This window comes from Thalassolituus sp. UBA2009, from assembly GCF_002335285.1.
Taxonomy (GTDB): domain Bacteria; phylum Pseudomonadota; class Gammaproteobacteria; order Pseudomonadales; family Oceanobacteraceae; genus Venatoribacter; species Venatoribacter alkanivorans.
Genome location: NZ_DDCJ01000056.1, coordinates 2,087 through 22,279, shown reverse-complemented (window position 1 = coordinate 22,279; position 20,193 = coordinate 2,087). Strand labels below are relative to the sequence as shown.

Here is a 20,193-nt window from a genome sequence, read left to right as displayed (position 1 = left end):
CCGTTTTATCGGGGCAAGATCACGGAAGGGTGTCATTATTCTATCCGGTGTGTGCTTAGATTTTTCACTGGCTGACGACTGCGGATGTTACTGTATTTCTGGCCGACATAAATAAAAAAAAACCGCCGACTCTTATCAAGTGGGCGGTTTTTATTGCAGAGCCGGTAAGTCAGCGCTTACAGCGCCTTAATTTTCTCGATCTGCTCTTTGAGCTTAACAATGTCGCGCTCAAAGCCTGCGGCTTTTTCTTTCTCTTTTTCCAGAACCGCAGCCGGTGCTTTTTCGGTAAAGCCCGGGTTAGCGAGTTTGTTGGTTACGCGCTCCAGTTCTTTTTCCAGCTTTTCGATGGATTTGCCTAAGCGGGTGACTTCGGCGTCTTTATCGATAAAGCCGGCCATCGGAATCAGCACTTCCATATCGCCAACCAGCTGGGTGACCGACATTGGCTCTTCGTCGCCGTCGTTCAGCCAGGTGAGTTTTTCCAGCTTGGCCAGTTTCATCAGGAAGGTCTGGTTTTCTTCTGCGCGGCGGAAGTCTTCGTCGTCGCCATTTTTAAACAGAAGCTCCAGTTCTTTACCCGGTGCAATATTCATTTCTGCACGGATATTACGCACGGCGGTGATCACACCCTGCAGCCATTCGATATCGGCTTCGGCCTGGGCATCAATAAAGGCGTCCCGTGCCTGCGGATATTGCGCCAGCATGATGGTGTCACCGGTTTTGCCGGCCAGATCTTTTACCTGATGCCAGATCGATTCCGTAATAAACGGAATAATCGGGTGCGCCAGGCGCAAGGTGGCTTCCAGTACGCGTACCAGAGTGCCACGGGTGCCGCGCTTGGCTTCTTCTGGCGCGTTGGCATCCCACAGCACCGGCTTGGACAGTTCCAGATACCAGTCGCAGTATTCGTTCCAGATAAATTCGTACAGCGCCTGTGCGGCCATATCGAAACGATACTGGTCCATATGGCGGGTTACTTCTTTTTCGGCATTCTGCAGGCGCGAAATAATCCAGCGGTCGGCCAGTGACAATACGGCTGGTTCGCCATTGGCACCACAGGCAACTTTCATCTCGTCAGTAATGGCGATATTGGTGCCGGCTGCGGCAGCGTTTTCCACGGCTTCTTCGCCCGCCACGCTGAGCATCACGTAGCGCGATGCGTTCCATAATTTATTACAGAAATTACGGTAACCTTCGAGGCGCTTCATATCCCAGTTAATATCACGGCCGGTTGAGGCCATGGCAGCGAGGGTAAAGCGCAAAGCATCGGTGCCGTGCGGGGCAATACCTTCAGGGAATTCTTTTTTGGTGCGCTTGCCGATTTTTTCCGCCAGCTGCGGCTGCATCATATTGCCGGTGCGTTTTTCCAGCAGTTCATCCAGCGAAATTCCGTCGATCATATCCAGCGGGTCGAGTACGTTGCCCTTGGATTTCGACATTTTCTGGCCGACTTCGTCACGGATTAAACCGGTAACGTACACGGTTTTAAACGGCACCTGCGGTTTGCCATCTTCGTCTTTGCAGAAATGCATGGTCATCATGATCATGCGCGCTACCCAGAAGAAAATAATATCGAAACCGGTGACCAGTACGTCGGTCGGATGGAAATCGGCCATACGCTTGGCCACTTCCGGATCGTCCAGATTTGGCCAGCCCAGCGTACCGAAAGTCCACAGGGCAGAGGAGAACCAGGTGTCGAGTACGTCGTTGTCCTGACGCAGTTCGACGTCGTCAGTCAGATGATTCTGCGCGCGTACTTCGGCCTCGTCGTGGGCAACGTAGACGTTACCTTCTTCGTCGTACCAGGCCGGAATGCGGTGACCCCACCACAGCTGACGGGAAATACACCAGTCCTGAATATCGCGCATCCAGCTGAAGTACATATTTTCGTAAGACTTGGGCACAAACTGAATGTCGCCGTTTTCGACGGCTTCAATCGCCGGCTTGGCCAGGGTTTTGGCATCCACATACCACTGGTCGGTGAGCATTGGTTCAATCACCACGCCGCCACGGTCGCCGTAAGGTACGGTTAAATCGTGGTCTTTAATTTCCTGCAACAGGCCTGCGGCCTCAAAATCGGCAACAATGGCTTTACGCGCCGCAAAGCGCTCCATGCCACGGTATTTTTCCGGGATGCTGGCGTCGATGTCGTTATTCACGCTGCCGTCGGTATTAAATACCTGCGCGGTTTCGCGCACGTCGGCATTAAAGGTGAAAATATTAATCATCGGCAGGCCGCAGCGCTTGCCCACTTCGTAGTCGTTAAAATCGTGCGCCGGGGTTACTTTTACCGCACCGGTGCCTTTTTCCATATCGGCGTGCTCGTCGCCCACGATCGGAATGCGGCGGCCCACCAATGGCAGAATAATGTCTTTGCCGATTAAATCTTTATAACGCGGATCTTCCGGGTTAACCGCCACACCGGTATCACCGAGCATGGTTTCCGGACGGGTGGTGGCCACTACGATGTAGTCGTTGCCTTCTGCGGTTTTCAGGCCATCCGCCAGCGGATAACGCAGGTGCCACATAAAGCCTTTGGATTCTTTATTTTCCACTTCCAGGTCAGAAATGGCGGTATGCAGTTTCGGGTCCCAGTTGACCAGGCGCTTGCCACGGTAAATCAGGCCGTCTTTGTGCAGGCGGATAAACACTTCCTGTACGGCTTTGTAGAAACCGTCATCCATGGTGAAGCGTTCGGTGTCCCAGTCGACCGAGTTACCCAGACGACGCATCTGGCCGGTAATGGTACCGCCGGATTGTTCTTTCCATTCCCAGACTTTTTCGAGGAATTTTTCACGGCCTAATTCGTGACGGTCAGGCTGGCCTTCGGCGGCCAGTTTGCGCTCAACCACCATTTGCGTGGCGATACCGGCGTGGTCGGTACCTACCTGCCACAGGGCTTTTTTACCCTGCATACGCTTGTAGCGGGTGAGGGCATCCTGAATGGTGTGCTGGAAGGCGTGACCCATGTGCAGCGAGCCGGTGACGTTCGGCGGCGGGATCATGATGGAGTAACCTTCGCCGGTCAGTCCGTCCTGATAAGGCTTGAAGTAGCCTTTTTCTTCCCACTCTTGGTACCAGGTTTGTTCAAGGGCGCTGGGCTTGTACGTTTTATCCATGGTTCGCTGCTGCTCGTCTCGTCGTTATCGCAGCCAGTCCCGGCGGGGCAGAGGCTGGCTGGTTTCGGGTTCAAAAAAATGGCGCCGATTATAACGGAAACTGCGGTTCAGGGGCAGGGTTTTGCAGCGTTTCGCTGTTTGTGAGGCGATTCCGGCGGCTGCCGGAACCGCCGTGGCGGGAAGGTCAGTGATTCAGCTTTTCGCGCAGCTTTTCACGCAGGCGTTCGGTCAGTTGCGGCAGCATTTCGGCAACCAGCTGGTCGATCAGGTGTTCTTTCTGCAGCGTGGTCAGTTGTTGCATATGTTGCTGCACGGCCTGTTCGCTGGCGCGCGCCTGCTTTTGCTCCATCACACGCTGCATGGTGCGGTGTGCCTCCTGAGCACTGTGCTGGGCGGCTTCGCGCTCCTGGGTCAGGCGATCAAGAATGGCCTGGGGCAGAAAGGGGTTAGCCGATACCCGTGCCGGAGCAGCACCAGTATTGCCCGATGTCTCTGTGGCCGGGGTCGTTACCGGTGCGGTTGTTTCTGTGCCGACCAGTGGCGCGGCAGATACCTGAGCTGGCCGGGCTGGCATATCGCCCTGCGGACGCTGAATCACCACGTCGGGTAATGGCTGTGCGCGCAATACCGGACGTGGGCTGGCGGCCTGAGGTTTGCCTTCTGCTGGCTTGTTCTGCGTTGCGTTGCTTTCTGCCGCTTTGGCTGCCGGTTGGTTTGCCGGGCGGCTGCTATCGGCTATTGGGCGCAGTGGCACTGCGGTTGGTTTGGCCGATACGGCTTTTAATACCGGAATGTCATTCTCGCTGAACAGTTCGTCCAGCAGCGGAATGTCATCGGTCGGGTCCAGTGTCGGGATGCTGCGGCTGTGGTCTACCTGATCGCTGGCGGCATCATCGAGTACACGTTGCAGGTTTTCCAGTTCACGCAGCAGATTGCCGGGTTCGTCCTGGTCGTTACGTTGGTTCATTAACGCAATCTCATGTCGATATTGTTGATCGGGTAGCCCCGGTCTTTGAGGAATTTGTAGTGACTACGAGTGTAGTCCAGCACCTGATCTTCCTGTACTACGACGGCAATAAATCGCTGAAAGCGGCTGAAAAACGCCGGTAGCTGGCTGCTGAGATTCACCATCACATCATGATGATGGCCGGGATCGTTGTGCCAGCTGATGCTGACCGGGCAGTCGGCCGGAGCGTCGCTGGCGCTGAGCAGGGTGTGCGGCACAAAGGCATCGTCGCGGAATTGCCAGAGTTGCTCGTCAAGCTGGCGGGCGATGCTTTCATCATCGACCTGAATCAGTACGCGGTTACCCTTGCTGAAGGCTTTTTCCACCACGCGGCAGGCAAACAGCATCTGTTCGGCGCGGGTCTGGGCGGCGAGGATGTAAAAATCAACCTGGGTCATTGTGTTTCTGCCGTGCTGTCGGGGCTGTTATGAGCCGGTCCGCTATTGAGAGCGTTACCGGCTGTACGGTGTATATGGCTGGCTTTATAGCCGGCAAACAGCCAGCTCAGGTGCTGCTGCAGTGTGGCGCTGAATTCGAGCCGGAACAGGGTCAGCGGTGGCTCGGCAATGGCGGCGGCCACGGTTTTGCTCGGGTGGCAGATATGCCAGCAGCCAATCATGGCCTGCTGAATATGCAGCAGCAGTTCTACCGCTTCGGCTACTGAGATGCTGAGCCAGCGGCTGATTAATGTGGCAAAGCGCTGCAGCAGTGGCAGCAGGCCAAGCTTAAAGTTACGCGCTTCGTCTTCGGTCAGATTGCGTTCCAGTACGGTATGCAGAATGGCATTCAGACGGCAGAACAGGGGTTCCTCAGCCAGGGCCTGAGCGCAGACGATGGCAGCATCATCACCCGGCGGCAGTTGCTCGCCGTGTTCAATCAGCCGTTCCATCTGTTGGTGGTAAAGCGCCAGAAACAGGGCCTCTTTGCTGCGGAAATAGCGGTACAGGGCAGCTTTGGTGATGCCGACCCGCTGAGCAATATCGTGCAGGCTCACCTGTTCAAAGGGGGCTTCGGCAAAATAGCCGGCGGCGGCGTCCAGAATTTGCTGGCGGCGCAGGGCTTTTTGTTCCGGGCTTTTTGCCCGCTGGCGGATACAGGTCATGAGGTCGGGCTGGTCTGTGCCGGCTTGGGCCGGTCGGACAAGGGCTGCCATGTTGGTAACTGAGGCCAGAATGCTACCTCTGGCCTCAGGGCAAGGCAAATGCTGCTGTCAGGCTCTTTGCGCTGCGTCACACCGATTGTCCGAACTGATGCAGAACCACGTCGATGGTTACCTCCAGTTCGTTCAACGCTTCCAGGCGTTGCAGCGCTTCATTGCGCACTTTCCAGCGGTGTGGGGTCATCATCAGCAGGTCCATAATCTGCTGGTTGCTGGTCAGGCTGACACGGTATTTCAGGGTCTGCTCGCCTTTGCAGTCAAAGCCGTGTTCGGCCATGGCCGGACGCGGATCGAGGGCGGCGAGGTTTACTTCGTCGTAGATGATTTCGCGCAGTTCCACCAGATGATGCAGGCCGGTATTGAGCAGCACAATCTGCCCTTCTGGGCGCAGTGCGCGGGCAAAACCCTGCGGCATCAGGTTGGTAAACAGGCAGGTGATCAGATCCAGGCTGTGCGCCGTAAAGGGCAGCTGGCCGCCGGAGGCGACCAGCCAGTCGATCTGTTTACTGCGCCGTGCCGCACGGCGGACGGCGTCTTTGGAAATATCGACACCATATAAACAATGCGGCAGCTGATGATCGTCGAGCACTTCCTGCAGGCGCTGGGTGTAATAGCCTTCGCCACAGCCAACGTCGGCAATCTGCAGACCACCGTCGTGGTTCAGTGCCAGTTCCAGCACCCATTGATTGAGCATATCGGAAATCGGCCGGTAGACCTGGCTGTCGAGCAGGCGCTGGCGGGCGTCGACCATTTCCAGGGTGTCACCCGGCGCTTTCGATTTTTTATGCTGGGCCAGCAGCAGGTTGAGGTAGCCCTGACGGGCTTCATCATAGGTATGGCCGGCGCTGCAGCTCCAGCGCTTATCAGCGGCCTGCAGCTCCAGCCCGCATACCGGGCAGGCAATCACTTTGTTCACGCGTTGTCTCTCAGGCCAGCAGTAATTCGAGGATGCGTTCGTAGATCACGGTCAGGGTGTCGAGATCTTCGGCGACAATGTGCTCATCCAGTTTATGGATGGTGGCATTGCAGGGGCCGAGTTCCAGTACCTGGGCACCGGTTGGCGCAATAAAGCGGCCATCGGAGGTGCCGCCGGCGGTCGACAGTTCGGTGTCGCGACCGGTGACTTCTTTAATGGCCTGTACGCTGGCTTCGACCAATGGGCCGCGCGCAGTCAGGAAAGGCTCGCCACTCAGGTTCCAGTCGATGTCGTAGCTGAGGCCGTGTTTATCGAGAATGGCGTGGGTGCGTTCTTTCAGGATATCGGCGGTCAGTTCGGTGGAGAAGCGGAAGTTGAACACCACTTCCAGTTCGCCGGGAATAACGTTGGTGGCACCGGTACCGGCTTTGATATTGGAAATCTGGAAGCTGGTGGCCGGGAAGAATTCGTTGCCTTCGTCCCAGTGCTCTGCCGCCAGTTCAGCCAGTGCCGGGGCGGCAATGTGTACCGGGTTTTTCGCCAGGTGCGGGTAGGCCACATGGCCCTGAATACCGTGTACATGCAGCACGGCGCCCAGTGAGCCGCGGCGGCCGTTTTTCACCACATCGCCAACAGCGTTGGTGGAAGATGGCTCGCCGACGATGCACATATCGATCTTCTCGTTACGCGCTTCGAGGGTTTCCACCACTTTTACCGTGCCGTTTTTCGCCGGGCCTTCTTCGTCGGAGGTGATCAGAAAGGCGATGGAGCCTTTGTGATCTGGGTGTTTGCGCACGAAGTTTTCACAGGCAACCACCATGGCGGCCAGCGAGCCTTTCATATCGGCGGCACCACGGCCGTACAGCAGTCCATCGACAATGGTTGGCGTGAACGGCGGGTGGCTCCAGCGCCCCTCCGGGCCGGTAGGTACCACATCGGTATGGCCGGCGAAGCACACCAGCGGGCCCTCTGTGCCACGGCGTGACCAGAAGTTTTCCACCTCTTCAAAACGCAGTGCTTCGTTATTGAAACCGGCGGCGGCCAGACGCTCCATCATCAGGGCCTGACAGCCATCATCATCCGGGGTGACTGAGCGGCGGGCGATTAAATCAAAGGCCAGTTGCAGAGTGGGGGTCATGCTGTTTCCTGATCGGCAAAGGCGGGCCGGAGTGCGCCGGACCGCAGAATTTAAAATGGCGCGCATCATAGCAAAACCGCGGCTGTTTTGCGCGCTGGCCGGGGTAGCTAAAGCGGCTGACCCAATAAGCCGTTGCGCCGTCCGGTGGCGGTGATACCATAGCCGGCTTTTTACCCGCCGGATTTTCCGGCCGACCAGCACTATTTAAGGTAGATAACATGAGCCAGCCCCTGACTCTTGAAGAACTGAACCAAGTGATGGCAGAAGCTGATCTGCTGAAATCCGAAGCTGACGTAGAAGCCGCGCTGAATCAGCTGGCTACGGATATCTCAGAACGTCTGAGCAGCAGCCTGCCGGTGGTGTACAGCATCATGAACGGTGGTCTGGTGATGGCCGGTCGTCTGCTGACCAAGCTGCAATTCCCACTGGAGCAGGGTTATATGCATGCCACCCGTTACCGTGGCGAAACTTCAGGACAAACCGATCTGCAATGGCAGGCGCCACCATCGGTGCCGATGGAAGGCCGTACCGTACTGATCCTGGATGACATTTTCGATGAAGGAAACACCCTGGCCGAAGTGGTGAAATCCTGTCAGCAGCAGGGCGCGAAAGAAGTTCTGACCGCGGTGCTGGTGAACAAGGTTCATGACCGTAAAAACACTGATCTGAAGATCGATTTTATCGGTATGGATGTTGAAGACCGTTACGTATTTGGCTGTGGTATGGACTACCGTGGCTACTGGCGTAATGCGCCGGGCATCTACGCGGTGAAAGGTTTGTAATTCGTCAGCGTTTGCTGAACGGTTGGTTATAAAAGGCGCCTTTTGGCGCCTTTTTTGTCTATCCCGCAGATGGGTTTCCCGGCTGGTTTCGCTACACTGTATTGCAGAGGTGAACCTGCGTATGAATGTTGAGTTTATTAACCCGTTTGTAGAGACAATCAATAACATTCTGGCCACCATGGCATCCATGAGCTGCGAATACGGCAAGCCTTATCTGAAAGAGGGGCGTCAGCCTTTAGGTGTGGTTACCGGTATTATTCCGATGTCAGGTGACAGCGTACGTGGCTCACTTGCCATCAGTTTTTCTGCCGGCGCCATTATTAAAATCAGCAGCAGTATGCTGGGTGAAAGCATCGCTGAGGTGGACGAAACCTGCCATGACCTGACCGGCGAGCTGACCAATATGCTGTCGGGTGGTGCGCGTAAGCTGCTGTGGGAAAAAGGCTATGATTTTGACATGGCCAAGCCCGGTATTCTTTCCGGCGAGATGGATATTCCCCATGAAACCACCGGCCCGGTGCTGGTGATTCCGTTTGAAACCAGTGCCGGGCCATTTTTTATTGAGGTGGCACTGTCCTCCAGTCTGAAGCGTGCAGTGCTGAATGCCTGAGTGGGGCTGTCTTAACAAACCGGCGTTATGCCGGTTTTTTTATGCCTGGGTGCTGCTGATTCTGGCCTGAAATGTCCTCGGGCAGGACTTGTTGTTTAGGCAGAAGAGAATAATATGACGGTTCGTCAATTTTCGACGGATCGTCAAAATGAAGTGGTTGTTAAAGTATATTTCTCCCGAGCGACAGCAGCGCCTGTTGCAGCAGATTCAGCAAATGTTGCGTGCCGACAGTGCTCCGGTGCTGTGTCAGGCTGGTGATTCTGCCGCGCCGTTGATGGCCGATAAGCGCCTGTGGATGGCCAGTGAGTCAAGCTCCGAAGGCGGCAATAAGCCGCTGTTTCCGTTGTTTTCCGGCAAGCTAGGCGCCGGCAAAGCCGATTGCCCTCTGGGTCTGCGTAAAAGCAAAGCCGAAAAAATTGCTGAGCGTGAACAGCAGTTGCTGGATATTGCCCATGAATTGCTGAACCGCGATGGCTTTGCCGATTTTTCGATGGATAAGCTGGTGCGTGCCAGTGGCTATTCCAAAGGCACACTGTATAACCATTTTTCCAGTAAGGAAGACTGCCTGTCGGCGCTGTGTCTGCGTGGTATGGCAATGATGGAAGATATGTTCAGCCGTGCTGCTGCATTTGACGGAACCTTGCGGGAAAAAATACTGGCAATGAACGTTGCTTATCACCTCTATGCCAGCCTGCAGCCAACGTTGTCGCTGGCTGTTCTGTCGGCGAAAACCCCCTCATTTACCGAAAAAACATCCGCAGCCCGAAGTGAATTAATCGATGAGTGTGACCTGCGTGTTACCCGCATAGTGGATGATATTTACCGTAACGCCATTGAGCAGGGCTACCTGCAGGACAGCCCGGAATTAACCGTGGAATTAATGGCATTTATCAGCTGGGCGCAGGCATTTGGTCTGAATGCACTGATGACAACGGCCTGTGATATCACCGCGGTCAGCCGCGCGTTAGGAACCAATGTTGCTCTTATCAGCTGTAATATTCTGCTCGATGGTATGGGCTTTAAGCCTCTGTCTTCAGAGTGGGATTATCAGGCCAGCTGGGAACGGGTCGAACGCGATGTATTTGCGCCGGAAATGGCGCAGTTAGGTGCTTTGAAATAACTGAACCATTAATAACTACAGGGAAAGCGTATGAAAACACTCTGGTTAAACACCATATTGCGGTATCCGTGGATACTGCTTTTATTGTTACTGGTGCTGGCGTTTGGTGCTTCGTTTGGCGGTAAGAACCTTTATTTTCGCGGTGATTATAAAGTCTTCTTTTCGCATGATTATGGCCCGCTGCAGGACTTTGAGGAGATGCAGCGCATCTTCAATAAAAACGACAATATTTCGGTATTGGTCGTGCCACAAAATGGCGATGTATTCACCAACGAAAATCTGACTTTATTGGCAGAACTGACGGAACAGGCCTGGCAGACGCCATTTTCCAGCCGCGTCGATTCGGTGGTGAATTTCCAGCATACCTGGTCTGAAGACGACGATATGATCGTTGAGGATCTGGTACAGAATCCACAGGATTTAACCCCCGCTGAGTTACAGCGCATCCGCAATATTGCCATTAATGAGCCGAATCTGAATGGTGGTCTGGTGGCCGCTGACGGCCGCGCTGCGGTGGTGAACATCACCGTGCAGATACCGGATACCCCCAACAACACCGCCGAAGTGATTGAAGTGGTCGATTTCGTTAAGGGGCTGACCAACGAACTGAGCAGCCGCTATCCGCAGGCGGCGTTTTATCATACCGGTGTGATTCCGATGAATTACAGTTTCGCCACCGAGGGTCAGAAAGATATGGCCACCCTGGTGCCGGCGATGCTGGGACTGATTGTGTTAATGCTGGCCGTTATGCTGCGCAGCGTGCTGGCCATGCTGGCAACGGTGCTGGTGCTGATATTGACCATCAGTGTGACTATGGGATTGGGTGGCTGGCTCGGCTTTTTCCTGTCCACCGGCACTATTAACGTACCGATTGTGGTGATGACACTGGCGGTGGCTGACTGCGTACATTTAATAGCTTCGGCACAATTTGCAATGCGTGAAGGGCGTTCGCGCAGCGAAGCCATACGTTTTGCCCTCGATCTGAATTTAATGCCGGTATTTATTACCAGTGCAACCACTGCAGTGGGTTTCCTGACGCTGGTGCTGTCGGAATCTCCGGTGCTGGCCGACTTCGGTATTCTCAGCGCGATTGGTGTGATGGTGGCGTTTGCTCTTTCAGTAACCCTGTTGCCGGTATTGTTGCTGCTGTTGCCAGTGCGGGTAAAAGTGTCGCCTGAGCACCATGGCGGTATGGAAAAATTCGGTGGCTGGGTGGTGCGTCATCAGCGCACGCTGTTGCCGGTTACGGCGTTGTTGATGCTGATTTTCGGCTCGCTGGTCACACTGAATGTAGTGAACGATGAAGCGACCAAGTACTTTGCCAAAGGCACCGACTTCCGCGATTCGGTGGATACTCAGGAAGCTTATCTTTCCGGTACCCAGACCATCGATTGGGCACTGTATACCGGTGAAGCTCAGGGCGTGAATGATCCGGCTTTTATCGCTAAAACCGAGGCCTTTGCTGAATGGCTGCGTCAACAGCCGGAAGTGGATCATGTGACAACGCTGTCGGATACTTTTAAGCGTCTGAATAAAAATATGCACGGTGATGACGAAAGCTATTACCGCATTCCACAGGATCGTGAGCTGGCCGCGCAATATCTGCTGCTGTATGAAATGTCGTTGCCTTACGGACTGGATCTGAATAATCAGCTGAACGTGGATAAATCCTCGACCCGCCTGACCTCGACCCTGAAAAATCTGGGCAGTAAAGAAATCGTCGCGCTGGAAGACCGTGCCCGTGCCTGGTTTGCGGAAAACGCAGCCGGTATCCGCCTGACGGCGGCCAGTCCGGGACTGATGTTCTCGCATATCGGTGAAACCAATATGGACAGCATGATCATCAGCATGATTGCGGCATTGATTTTAATTTCGGCACTGCTGGTGGTGGCATTACGCTCATTGCGCCTGGGAGCGATCAGTCTGATTCCGAACCTTGGCCCGGCGCTGGTCGGTTTTGGTATCTGGGGGCTGATTTCCGGTGAAATTAACCTGGGCCTGTCGATTGTAGCCTCGATGACACTGGGGATTATCGTCGATGATACCGTGCATTTCCTGGCCAAATACAAACGTGCCCGCGATGATGGTAAAGACGCAGAAGCGGCGGTACGCTACGCATTTTCCAGCGTTGGCCGTGCCTTGCTGATTACTACCGTGGTACTGGTGGCCGGATTCTCTATGCTGGCATTCTCAGCGTTCCGCCTGAATTCCGATATGGGACTGGCCACAGCGCTGATTATTTTTATTGCCTTATTGGTCGATTTCTTCTTCCTGCCGGCATTTTTATTGCGCCTTGATAAAAATAATCAGGCACACTGTAACGCTGAAGAACAACAAAAAGCCCGGCAAGACGTACAACAAGATCCAAATCCTGCATCCATTCTCACAGGGGAAACATTATGAAGATTTTTCTGAGCCTTATTACGGCATTTACTCTGGTCAGCCCGCTGGTTGCGCAGGCTGATGCGGCACAACCTGCTGCTGACGCAGCGGAGAAGGGACTGGCCATTGCCAAAGACCGCAAACAACGTGATCTGGGCTGGGGCGACAGTGAAGCAAAAATGACCATGACCCTGCGTAATTCTCAGGGTGAAGAAAGCGTACGAGAAATGCGCCTAAAATCTCTCGAAGTGGTGGATGACGGTGATAAAGGCCTGACCATTTTTGATGAGCCGCGCGATGTGAAAGGCACCGCGTTTCTGAATTTCTCGCACACCGGAAAACCGGATGAACAGTGGCTGTATCTGCCGGCGTTGAAACGCGTTAAACGTATTGCTTCACGCAATAAATCCGGTCCGTTTATGGGCAGTGAATTTGCGTACGAAGATATGAGTTCATTTGAACTGGAGAAATACAGCTTTACCTACCTGCGTGAAGAAACGCTGAACGGTGTGGTCTGCCATGTGATTGAACAGATTCCGGCAGATGAATATTCCGGTTATACCAAACAGATTGTCTGGCTGGATACCGAACACCTGCGTGCACAACAGGTTGAGTTTTATGACCGTAAAAAGAGCCTGCTGAAAACCCTGAATTTCTCTGGTTATAAACTGTATAAAGATAAATTCTGGCGCGCCGATGTGCTGACCATGGTGAATCATCAGAACGGTAAAAGCACCGTGCTGAATACCGCCGAGCTGCGTTTTGATACCGGCCTGACGGATGCCGATTTTAACGATGCCACGCTTTCTCGCGTACGCTGAGCAGGAGGGCGCAATCGGTATGAAACGGCTGATAACCATCACGTTACAGAGCAGCGCCCTGATTGCGCTGAGTGTTAATGCCAGTACCAGCGCCAGCGCCGGGCTTATGCCCGACCTGGCCCTGCAGGGCGCCGTTGAAGGGCGCCAGTTTTTGCAGGAAGCGCAATTTCCGCAACAGGAAGACAGCGTGCTGTCAGTCTGGGCAGAGCCTGAGCTGGTGTGGGAGTGGGGCGATACCCAGCGCCTGACCTTTAAGCCTTTTTATCGTTATGACAGTGCCGATGATGAGCGCAGTCATGGTGATATCCGTGAGCTGATGTGGCTGACCTACGGCTCCAGCTGGGAAGTGCGTGCCGGTATCGGCAAAGTGTTCTGGGGCGTAACTGAGTCACAGCATCTGGTCGATGTTATTAACCAGACCGATCTGGTGGAAGCACCGGACGGCGAAGAAAAACTCGGCCAGCCAATGGTGCATGCGACCTGGTTGCATGAGATCGGCACTCTGGAAGCTTTTATTTTACCGGGATTCCGCGAGCGTACTTTTGCCGGCGAAAAAGGGCGCCTGCGTTCTGCTTTGCTGGTCAGTGACGAGGCTGATTATCAGGCGGCGGAAGAAAAAGAACACGTCGACTGGGCGCTGCGCTGGAGCCGCTCGTTTGAAGTGGCGGAGGCACCGCTGGATTTAAGCGCGGCCTGGTTTCAGGGCACCGCCCGTGATCCTTTTTTAACACCGGATATCACCCTGAGCGGCAGTGGGCCACAGATAACCGGATTAACGCCGTATTATCCGCTGCAGCGTCAGCTGGGTATTACCGCGCAGGCAACGGTGGATGCATGGTTGTGGAAGCTGGAAGTTCTGCGTCGTGATTTCGATGACCATGTGGCTGCTGATCTGAAAACACTGGGTGTAGCCGGCATGCGGGATTACAGCGCCGCAGTGGGTGGTTTTGAATATACCCTGGTGGGGCCTTTTGCTGAGCGCTGGGACAGCGCGCTGGATGTTGGTCTGCTGCTTGAATATCAGTACGACCAGCGCGGCAACGACGCGGCTATGGCACAGAACGATGTGTTTGCGGCTACCCGTCTGGCATTTAACGATGCCGACTCCAGTGAAATTCTGGCCGGTATTACTCAGGATCTGGATTACAGCGGCAGCCGTGGGGTTATGCTCGAAGCCAGCACACGTCTGACGGATTTCACTACGTTAAAAGTGAATGGCTGGATGTTTATGGCTGATGATCAGGAAGATACGCTGGCTTACAGCCTTCGTCAGGATGACTATATTGAAGTCAGTCTGAATATTTTTTACTGAGCAGCCATGCGTTGAATGGCAGTTGTGTGCAGCGAGGGTGTGTGGCGGGTACGGGTAAAGATGGGTAAACACCATTTTCATCTTTTCCGCTGCGCGCCTATTATGCGCCTTTTCACTGCGTAGAAGTCTCTGTGCGCTTTATCATCAGGGTTCCGTGGCGCGGCACTGCGGCGGTGGCGGTTTTAGCACTGGCCGGATGCGCCAGCGTTACACCGGTTGAACCACCCGAGACAGCATTACCGGACATTTTTACCGGCCAGAATAATAACGCCGGTACTGAGCAGAACAGCATCAGTGTTAACCGCTGGTGGCAATCCTTTAACGACCCGCAACTCGACCAGTTTATTGCACAGGGACTGGGGCAGAATTACAGCCTGCAGGCCGCCTGGGCGCGCCTTGCTCAAAGCCGTGCGCTCTGGCGGCAGAATGCCAGTGGCCAGTATCCCGATGTTAACGTTTCCCTCAGTAAATCCCGCAGCTGGCGTGAAAGCACAACCAGCGACTTATGGTCGGCGGGTATTTCCACAGAATACGAACTCGACTTTTGGGGGCGGGTGTCCGCTCTTGATGAGGCCGGCCGCTTAACCGCGCTGGCGAGTCATGCCGCAACACGCACTCAGGCTAATACGGTCGCCGGGCAAATTGCCCTTAACTGGTTTGGCCTGATTAAAGAAGGGCAGAACCTGGCATTGCTGCAACAACAACAGGCGCGGGTTCAGTCGGCGCTACAGGTAATCCGCGGGCGTTTTCAGCGCGGACAGGCGGCGGTTTCCGATGTCTGGCAGCAGGAGCAATTACTGGAATCCATTAATGCTGACCTGATCAGTGCCGAAGGCCTGCGTGACAGTTACCGCCAGCAGCTGGCTGTGTGGATGGGGCACAGTGAATGGCTGTCGGCGGCGGCGCTGGAAAACAGCGAATTGCGCGCTTATCAGACGCAATCCTTGCCGCAGCTCGACACCACACCGTTAACCGTACCGGTCAGTGCCTTACAGCAACGCCCCGATGTGCAGCAGGCTTTCTTTAAGCTGCAAAGTGCCAATGCCAGCCTTGCCGCGGCCGTCGCTAACCGTTACCCGCGTTTTACCCTCAGCGCTTCTTACAGTGGCAGTGACGAAGATCTGGGCAAGGTATTTGATAACTGGCTGACGAATCTGGCCGGTGGTCTGGTGTTGCCCTTAATTGATGGTGGCAACCGCCGTGCCGCCGTTGCACAACAGCGTGCCGCAGTAGATGAGAACCTGGCGCTGTATCAGCAGGCGTTGCTGGACGCCGCGCAGGAAGTACAGCAGGCGCTGACCGACGAACGTCAGAGTCAGGCGCTGGTGGTCAGCCTGGAGCGACAACTGGAACTGGCCAGCAAAACCGAAGCCTTCCAGAACAACCGCTATCGCAAAGGCGTCGGCGACTTTCTGGCCCTGTTAAATGCGCAGCAGGATGTGATCAGTCTGGAGAAGCAGTTGTTAAATGCCCGCTGGAGCCAGCTGCAAAACCGTATTCAGTTATACAAAGCCGTCAGTCATGGCGACTTCAGTAAAGAGGAAACACCGTCATGATGAGTGCACGCCGTCATCGTCGTCCGGCTTCAGGCAATGTTCTGCTGGTCGCGCTGGTTTTACTGGTTGGCGGGGCTTTGGCCTGGTACATCCTGACGTCTGCCCCGAAACCCCAGCGGGTAAAACCCGAAGTTCAGGCACGGCTGGTGGAAGTGACCGCGCTGGAAAGCAAAGATGCCCGGCCATTCTGGCCCACTGGTGGCAAGGTGATGGCGGCCGACAGTGTAACCCTGACCGCACAGGTCAGTGCGCGGGTGGCGGACATCAGTAAGGATGCGCTACCGGGTGCGTATCTGGCCAAAGGCAGTCTGCTGGCCACGCTGGAGAAAACCGATTTTGAACTGCAGGTGCAGCAGAGCCAGGCCGCGCTGACTCAGGCTCAGGCCGATCTCGATATTGAACAGGGGCAGGCCGCACTGGCGCGGGAAGAATATGCACTGGCCGCCGAAAAACTCAGTGCAGAAGAACGTGCATTGGTGCTGCGTGAACCACAGCTGGCCAAAGCCAAAGCCGCACTGCGTACTGCCCGAGCCAACCTTGATCAGGCGCGGCTGAATCTGGCCCGTACCGAGGTACGTATGCCCTTTGCCGGTCAGATTATGGCGCGTCATGTCAGCGCCGGCAGTCAGGTTGGCAGCAGTACTGTGCTGTTTGATCTGGTCAGTACTGAACGCTACTGGATTGAAGTCAAAGTGCCACGTGCTTTCCTGAACTGGCTCGACAGCAGCGCAGACGCCACGCTGAGCATGAGTGGCTGGCAGGGGAAAACCCGCAGCGCCCGTGTTCTTAATGTGCTGCCGGATGTCGACAGCAGTGACCGGCAGGCCAAGGTGGTGCTGGAGCTGGATCAGCCACTGGCCGCAGGACAGCCGCTGGTGCTGGTGAACGATTTTATTGATGTACAGCTGCCCGGCCGTTTACTGAGCGGGGCTGTGACCATTGATGTCCGTCATCTGAATGACGATGACACCCTGTGGGTCGTCAATAACAACGCACTGTATAAGCGCAAAGTCAATGTGCTGTACCGTGGCCGTGAACAGGCCTGGCTGGCGGCGGCCGGGGATAAGAGCAAGGATGGGCAAAACGGTCTGCAGCCTGGTGATCAGCTGCTGCTCAGCCGTATCGACAGCGCTACCGATGGTATGGCGGTACGCATTCAGAACGATATACGCCCACAGGCTGATGGAGCACGTCCATGAGTCTGCGTTATACCGGGCCGGTGGCGTGGATGGCACGCCATGGGGTTGCGCCCAACCTGCTGATGGCATTTCTGATTATTGGCGGCTTTTTAATGTCGCTGAATATCCGTAAAGAATTTATTCCCAGCTACGAAGCCGACATGGTGATTGTCTCGGTTGGTTATGCCGGAGCAACGCCGTCAGAAATGGAGCAGGGCGTTATTCTGCCGATTGAAAACGAGTTGTCGGGTATCGATGGCCTGAAAGAAATTGTCTCCACTGCGACTCAGGGCTCGGCCCAGATCACCGCCGAGCTGGAGAACGGCGTCGATCGTCAGCAGGCCTATCAGGATATTCAGCAGGCGGTTAACCGTATTTCTACTTTCCCGGCACAGATGGAGCGGCCACTGGTGAGAATCGCCAGCCGTTCGATTGATGTGATTGAGCTGGCGTTATTCGGTCCGCTGGATCAGTTCGGATTAAAGCGTCTGGGCGAGCAGATTAAAGATCAGCTGCTGGAATCGCCGGACATTACCAAGGTGGAATTACGCGGTATCAACGATGAAGAAATTCACGTTGAAATCAGCCAGAACGATCTGCAGCGTTATGGCCTTAAGCTGAGCGATGTGGCCGCCATTATCGGTAATAACGCCATTGAGCAGAGTGCCGGCAGCGTAAAAACCGACGGCGGCGACATTCTGGTTACCCTCGATGACCGTCTGTACTGGGCGGAAGAATTCCGTCAGATTCCGCTGATCAGCGACATATCCGGTGTGCAGTTACGCCTTGGTGACGTCGCCAAAGTGCGTGACGGTTTCAGTGACAGTAACCGCGAAATTACCTACAACGGCCAGACCTCGATGAGCTTTAAGGTCTACCGTGCGGAAAGCCAGACGCCGCTGACGGTGGTGGAAGCGGTGTACAAAAAGCTTGATGAAATCCGTCCGCAGTTACCACCGGGCATGTCGCTGATCATTACCGACGATGATGGCGAAACCTATAAACAACGGGTGGGGCTGCTGCTGAAAAACGCGGTGGTGGGACTGGTGCTGGTGATGGTGCTGCTCAGTCTTTTCCTCGAATACCGTTTGGCTTTCTGGGTCACCATGGGAATTCCGACGGCCTTTATGGGCGCCATGTTGCTGCTGCCGGGCTGGGATATGTCGATCAATATGATCTCCATGTTCGCCTTTATCGTCGCGCTGGGCATCGTGGTCGATGATGCGATCATTGCCGGCGAAAATATCTACGAGCATATGCAGAAGGGCATGCCTTTTATGGATGCCGCCATTTTTGGTGCCAAAGAAGTCGCCATGCCGCTGGCCTTTGCCATTCTCACCAACGTAGCCGCGTTTCTGCCATTACTGGCGTTGCCGGGCATGATGGGCAAACTCTTTATTGCCATCCCTATTGTGGTGATCAGCTGTTTTATTATTTCCTGGCTGGAAGCCTTATTTATTTTACCGGCGCACCTCGGGCGTATGAAAAAGCGCGATGTATTGCACGATCCGCACTGGCTGGACCGTTTGCAGCAACGCGTGGATAAAGGTCTGCACCGTTTTATTCAGACACGCTATCTGCCATTGCTGGACGGCAGCCTGCGTGCGCCGGGATTAACTCTGGCAATCGCGGTGGCTATTGCCCTGATTGTACTGGCCTGGCCTATGAGCGGACGTATGGGCTTCAGTATGTTCCCGCGTCTTGAAGGGGAATTTGCCGTCGCCAAGGTAGAAATGCCGCCTAATGCACCGCTCAGTCAGGCACAGCAGGTACGTGATCTGCTCGAAGCGCGGCTGAAAGAGGTGGTTGATCCGATTGAAGCGCAGGGCAAACCGCTGCTGGTCAGTGTGGAAGGCGATATTGAAAACGCCACCATTGAGATTCAGGCCAAACTGGTGGACACCGAAGTGCGTCCGGTATCGGCCAACGAAGTGGTAAAACGCTGGCGTGAGGCCATTGGTGAAATTCCGGGTATCCGCAGTCTGACCTTTGATGCCGAACGTGGTGGCGGCCCGTCCGGTGGTGCCGGTTTAACGGTTGAACTGCGCGGCAGTAATACCGAACTGCTGGCCACCGCCAGTGCTGAGCTGGGCGACTTTATGCAGCAGCTTGGCGGTGTTAAAGATGTGGCATCCAGCTTTACCAACGGTAAGCCGCAGTGGGATATCGAGCTGAATGAGCGGGGGCGCAGTCTTGGGCTGGAAGCCGATGTGGTGGCGCAGCAGATTCGTGCTGCACTGTATGGTGCCCGTGCCTTGCGCCAGCAGCGCGAACGTAATGAAGTGACGGTGCTGGTGCGCCTGCCGCAGGAGGAGCGGGCGTTCAGTGCCGATATCGAGCGGCTGATGATTCTGACCCCACAGGGCGGTTATGTACCGTTGGCAGATATCGCCATTCTGCATAAAGAGCTGTCTCCGGCCAGCATCTCCCGTCGTGATGGTCGCCAGGTAGTGACGGTGACGGCTGAAGTGGAACCGCGCGAGCAGGTGCCGGCGGTGATGGCGGTGTTGCGCGAAGAAGCCTTTGCCGATCTGCGGGCAAAATACCCAACGCTGGATTTTGATTTCCGCGGCCGTCAGGCCGATACCCAGGAGAGCATGAGTTCGCTGCAGTTATACGGCTTTTTCGCCATGCTGCTGATTTACGTACTGCTGGCGATTCCGTTCCGCAGCTACAGCCAGCCATTGCTGATTATGGTGGTGATTCCTTTCGGCGCTGTAGGGGCGATTATTGGCCATTTGCTGCTCGGTTACAGTATGTCGATTATGTCGGTGATGGGCATCGTGGCGCTGGCCGGGGTGGTGGTGAACGACAGTCTGATTCTGATTGACTACGCTAACCGCCGTCGGCTGGAGGCCGGGCTGAGTGCGCTGGAAGCAGTTCGTGAAGCGGGTGTCCGCCGTTTCCGGCCGATTCTGCTGACCACCCTGACCACCTTTGGCGGGCTTTCGCCGATGGTGTTTGAAACCTCCCGCCAGGCACAGTTTATTACACCGATGGCGGTATCGCTGGGCTTTGGTATTCTGTTCACCACCTTTATCTGCCTGCTGATATTGCCTTCACTCTATGTGTTGCTGGACAAAATCCTGCTGGC

15 protein-coding genes are annotated in these 20,193 nt (G+C 55.2%); 9 read left to right on the top strand and 6 right to left on the bottom strand.

Going from position 1 to position 20,193, the window contains the following annotated elements:
- Window positions 1–176: 176 nt before the first annotated feature.
- From B3P58_RS05975 to dapE, 6 genes are all read right to left on the bottom strand, one after another.
- Window positions 177–3,119 carry a valine--tRNA ligase gene (locus B3P58_RS05975; RefSeq protein WP_286716496.1) on the bottom strand — a complete coding sequence of 981 codons (2,943 nt, stop codon included), beginning with the start codon at window positions 3,117–3,119 and terminating at the stop codon, window positions 177–179.
- A gap of 184 nt (window positions 3,120–3,303) precedes the next feature.
- Window positions 3,304–4,086: a hypothetical protein gene (locus B3P58_RS05970; protein WP_286716495.1), complete on the bottom strand. Its 783-nt coding sequence runs from the start codon at window positions 4,084–4,086 to the stop codon at window positions 3,304–3,306.
- Window positions 4,086–4,523 (bottom strand): DNA polymerase III subunit chi, encoded by a 438-nt coding sequence (locus B3P58_RS05965; protein WP_286716494.1) that lies wholly within the window; start codon window positions 4,521–4,523, stop codon window positions 4,086–4,088. The genes B3P58_RS05970 and B3P58_RS05965 overlap by 1 nt, the downstream gene beginning before the upstream one ends.
- Window positions 4,520–5,227, bottom strand: coding sequence for a TetR/AcrR family transcriptional regulator (locus B3P58_RS05960; protein WP_286716493.1), 708 nt, complete (start codon window positions 5,225–5,227; stop codon window positions 4,520–4,522). Before B3P58_RS05960 ends, B3P58_RS05965 begins: the two co-directional genes overlap by 4 nt.
- 127 nt (window positions 5,228–5,354) lie before the next feature.
- Window positions 5,355–6,200 carry a putative RNA methyltransferase gene (locus tag B3P58_RS05955; RefSeq protein WP_145469035.1) on the bottom strand — a complete coding sequence of 282 codons (846 nt, stop codon included), beginning with the start codon at window positions 6,198–6,200 and terminating at the stop codon, window positions 5,355–5,357.
- Between the two features lie 10 nt (window positions 6,201–6,210).
- Window positions 6,211–7,338 (bottom strand): succinyl-diaminopimelate desuccinylase, encoded by a 1,128-nt coding sequence (dapE, locus tag B3P58_RS05950; protein WP_286716492.1) that lies wholly within the window; start codon window positions 7,336–7,338, stop codon window positions 6,211–6,213.
- A gap of 218 nt (window positions 7,339–7,556) precedes the next feature.
- On the opposite strand from dapE, the gene B3P58_RS05945 reads away from it, so the two are divergent.
- The 9 genes from B3P58_RS05945 to B3P58_RS05905 all read left to right on the top strand — a co-directional run.
- Complete coding sequence (locus tag B3P58_RS05945; protein ID WP_145469033.1) at window positions 7,557–8,120, top strand: hypoxanthine-guanine phosphoribosyltransferase; 564 nt, start codon at window positions 7,557–7,559, stop codon at window positions 8,118–8,120.
- 121 nt (window positions 8,121–8,241) lie between these two features.
- Window positions 8,242–8,730, top strand: coding sequence for a chemotaxis protein CheX (locus B3P58_RS05940; RefSeq protein WP_145469032.1), 489 nt, complete (start codon window positions 8,242–8,244; stop codon window positions 8,728–8,730).
- Window positions 8,731–8,878: 148 nt separating this feature from the next.
- Complete coding sequence (locus B3P58_RS05935) at window positions 8,879–9,850, top strand: TetR/AcrR family transcriptional regulator (protein ID WP_286716491.1); 972 nt, start codon at window positions 8,879–8,881, stop codon at window positions 9,848–9,850.
- A 30-nt stretch (window positions 9,851–9,880) separates the two neighbouring features.
- A complete protein-coding gene (locus B3P58_RS05930) occupies window positions 9,881–12,253 on the top strand; it encodes an efflux RND transporter permease subunit (RefSeq protein ID WP_145469030.1) in 2,373 nt (790 codons plus the stop codon).
- Window positions 12,250–13,053: an outer membrane lipoprotein-sorting protein gene (locus tag B3P58_RS05925; protein ID WP_286716490.1), complete on the top strand. Its 804-nt coding sequence runs from the start codon at window positions 12,250–12,252 to the stop codon at window positions 13,051–13,053. The genes B3P58_RS05930 and B3P58_RS05925 overlap by 4 nt, the downstream gene beginning before the upstream one ends.
- A 19-nt stretch (window positions 13,054–13,072) precedes the next feature.
- Complete coding sequence (locus B3P58_RS05920) at window positions 13,073–14,365, top strand: hypothetical protein (RefSeq protein ID WP_286716489.1); 1,293 nt, start codon at window positions 13,073–13,075, stop codon at window positions 14,363–14,365.
- A gap of 173 nt (window positions 14,366–14,538) precedes the next feature.
- Window positions 14,539–15,921, top strand: a complete 1,383-nt coding sequence (locus tag B3P58_RS05915; RefSeq protein WP_286716488.1) for an efflux transporter outer membrane subunit — start codon at window positions 14,539–14,541, stop codon at window positions 15,919–15,921.
- On the top strand, window positions 15,918–17,120 hold the full coding sequence (locus tag B3P58_RS05910) for an efflux RND transporter periplasmic adaptor subunit (protein WP_286716487.1): 1,203 nt from the start codon (window positions 15,918–15,920) through the stop codon (window positions 17,118–17,120). Before B3P58_RS05915 ends, B3P58_RS05910 begins: the two co-directional genes overlap by 4 nt.
- The coding region (locus tag B3P58_RS05905; RefSeq protein WP_286716486.1) for an efflux RND transporter permease subunit at window positions 17,117–20,193 on the top strand (3,077 nt) is incomplete at its 3' end. The genes B3P58_RS05910 and B3P58_RS05905, both read left to right, overlap by 4 nt.

Excerpts from the sequence above, each read along its gene's own strand:
- B3P58_RS05975 (WP_286716496.1), bottom strand. The coding sequence starts at position 3,119 with ATGGATAAAACGTACAAGCCCAGCGCCCTTGAACAAACCTGGTACCAA.
- B3P58_RS05960 (WP_286716493.1), bottom strand. The coding sequence starts at position 5,227 with ATGACCTGTATCCGCCAGCGGGCAAAAAGCCCGGAACAAAAAGCCCTG.
- B3P58_RS05965 (WP_286716494.1), bottom strand. The coding sequence starts at position 4,523 with ATGACCCAGGTTGATTTTTACATCCTCGCCGCCCAGACCCGCGCCGAA.
- B3P58_RS05935 (WP_286716491.1), top strand. The coding sequence starts at position 8,879 with ATGAAGTGGTTGTTAAAGTATATTTCTCCCGAGCGACAGCAGCGCCTG.
- B3P58_RS05970 (WP_286716495.1), bottom strand. The coding sequence starts at position 4,086 with ATGAACCAACGTAACGACCAGGACGAACCCGGCAATCTGCTGCGTGAA.
- dapE (WP_286716492.1), bottom strand. The coding sequence starts at position 7,338 with ATGACCCCCACTCTGCAACTGGCCTTTGATTTAATCGCCCGCCGCTCA.
- B3P58_RS05940 (WP_145469032.1), top strand. The coding sequence starts at position 8,242 with ATGAATGTTGAGTTTATTAACCCGTTTGTAGAGACAATCAATAACATT.
- B3P58_RS05925 (WP_286716490.1), top strand. The coding sequence starts at position 12,250 with ATGAAGATTTTTCTGAGCCTTATTACGGCATTTACTCTGGTCAGCCCG.
- B3P58_RS05930 (WP_145469030.1), top strand. The coding sequence starts at position 9,881 with ATGAAAACACTCTGGTTAAACACCATATTGCGGTATCCGTGGATACTG.
- B3P58_RS05920 (WP_286716489.1), top strand. The coding sequence starts at position 13,073 with ATGAAACGGCTGATAACCATCACGTTACAGAGCAGCGCCCTGATTGCG.
- B3P58_RS05945 (WP_145469033.1), top strand. The coding sequence starts at position 7,557 with ATGAGCCAGCCCCTGACTCTTGAAGAACTGAACCAAGTGATGGCAGAA.
- B3P58_RS05910 (WP_286716487.1), top strand. The coding sequence starts at position 15,918 with ATGATGAGTGCACGCCGTCATCGTCGTCCGGCTTCAGGCAATGTTCTG.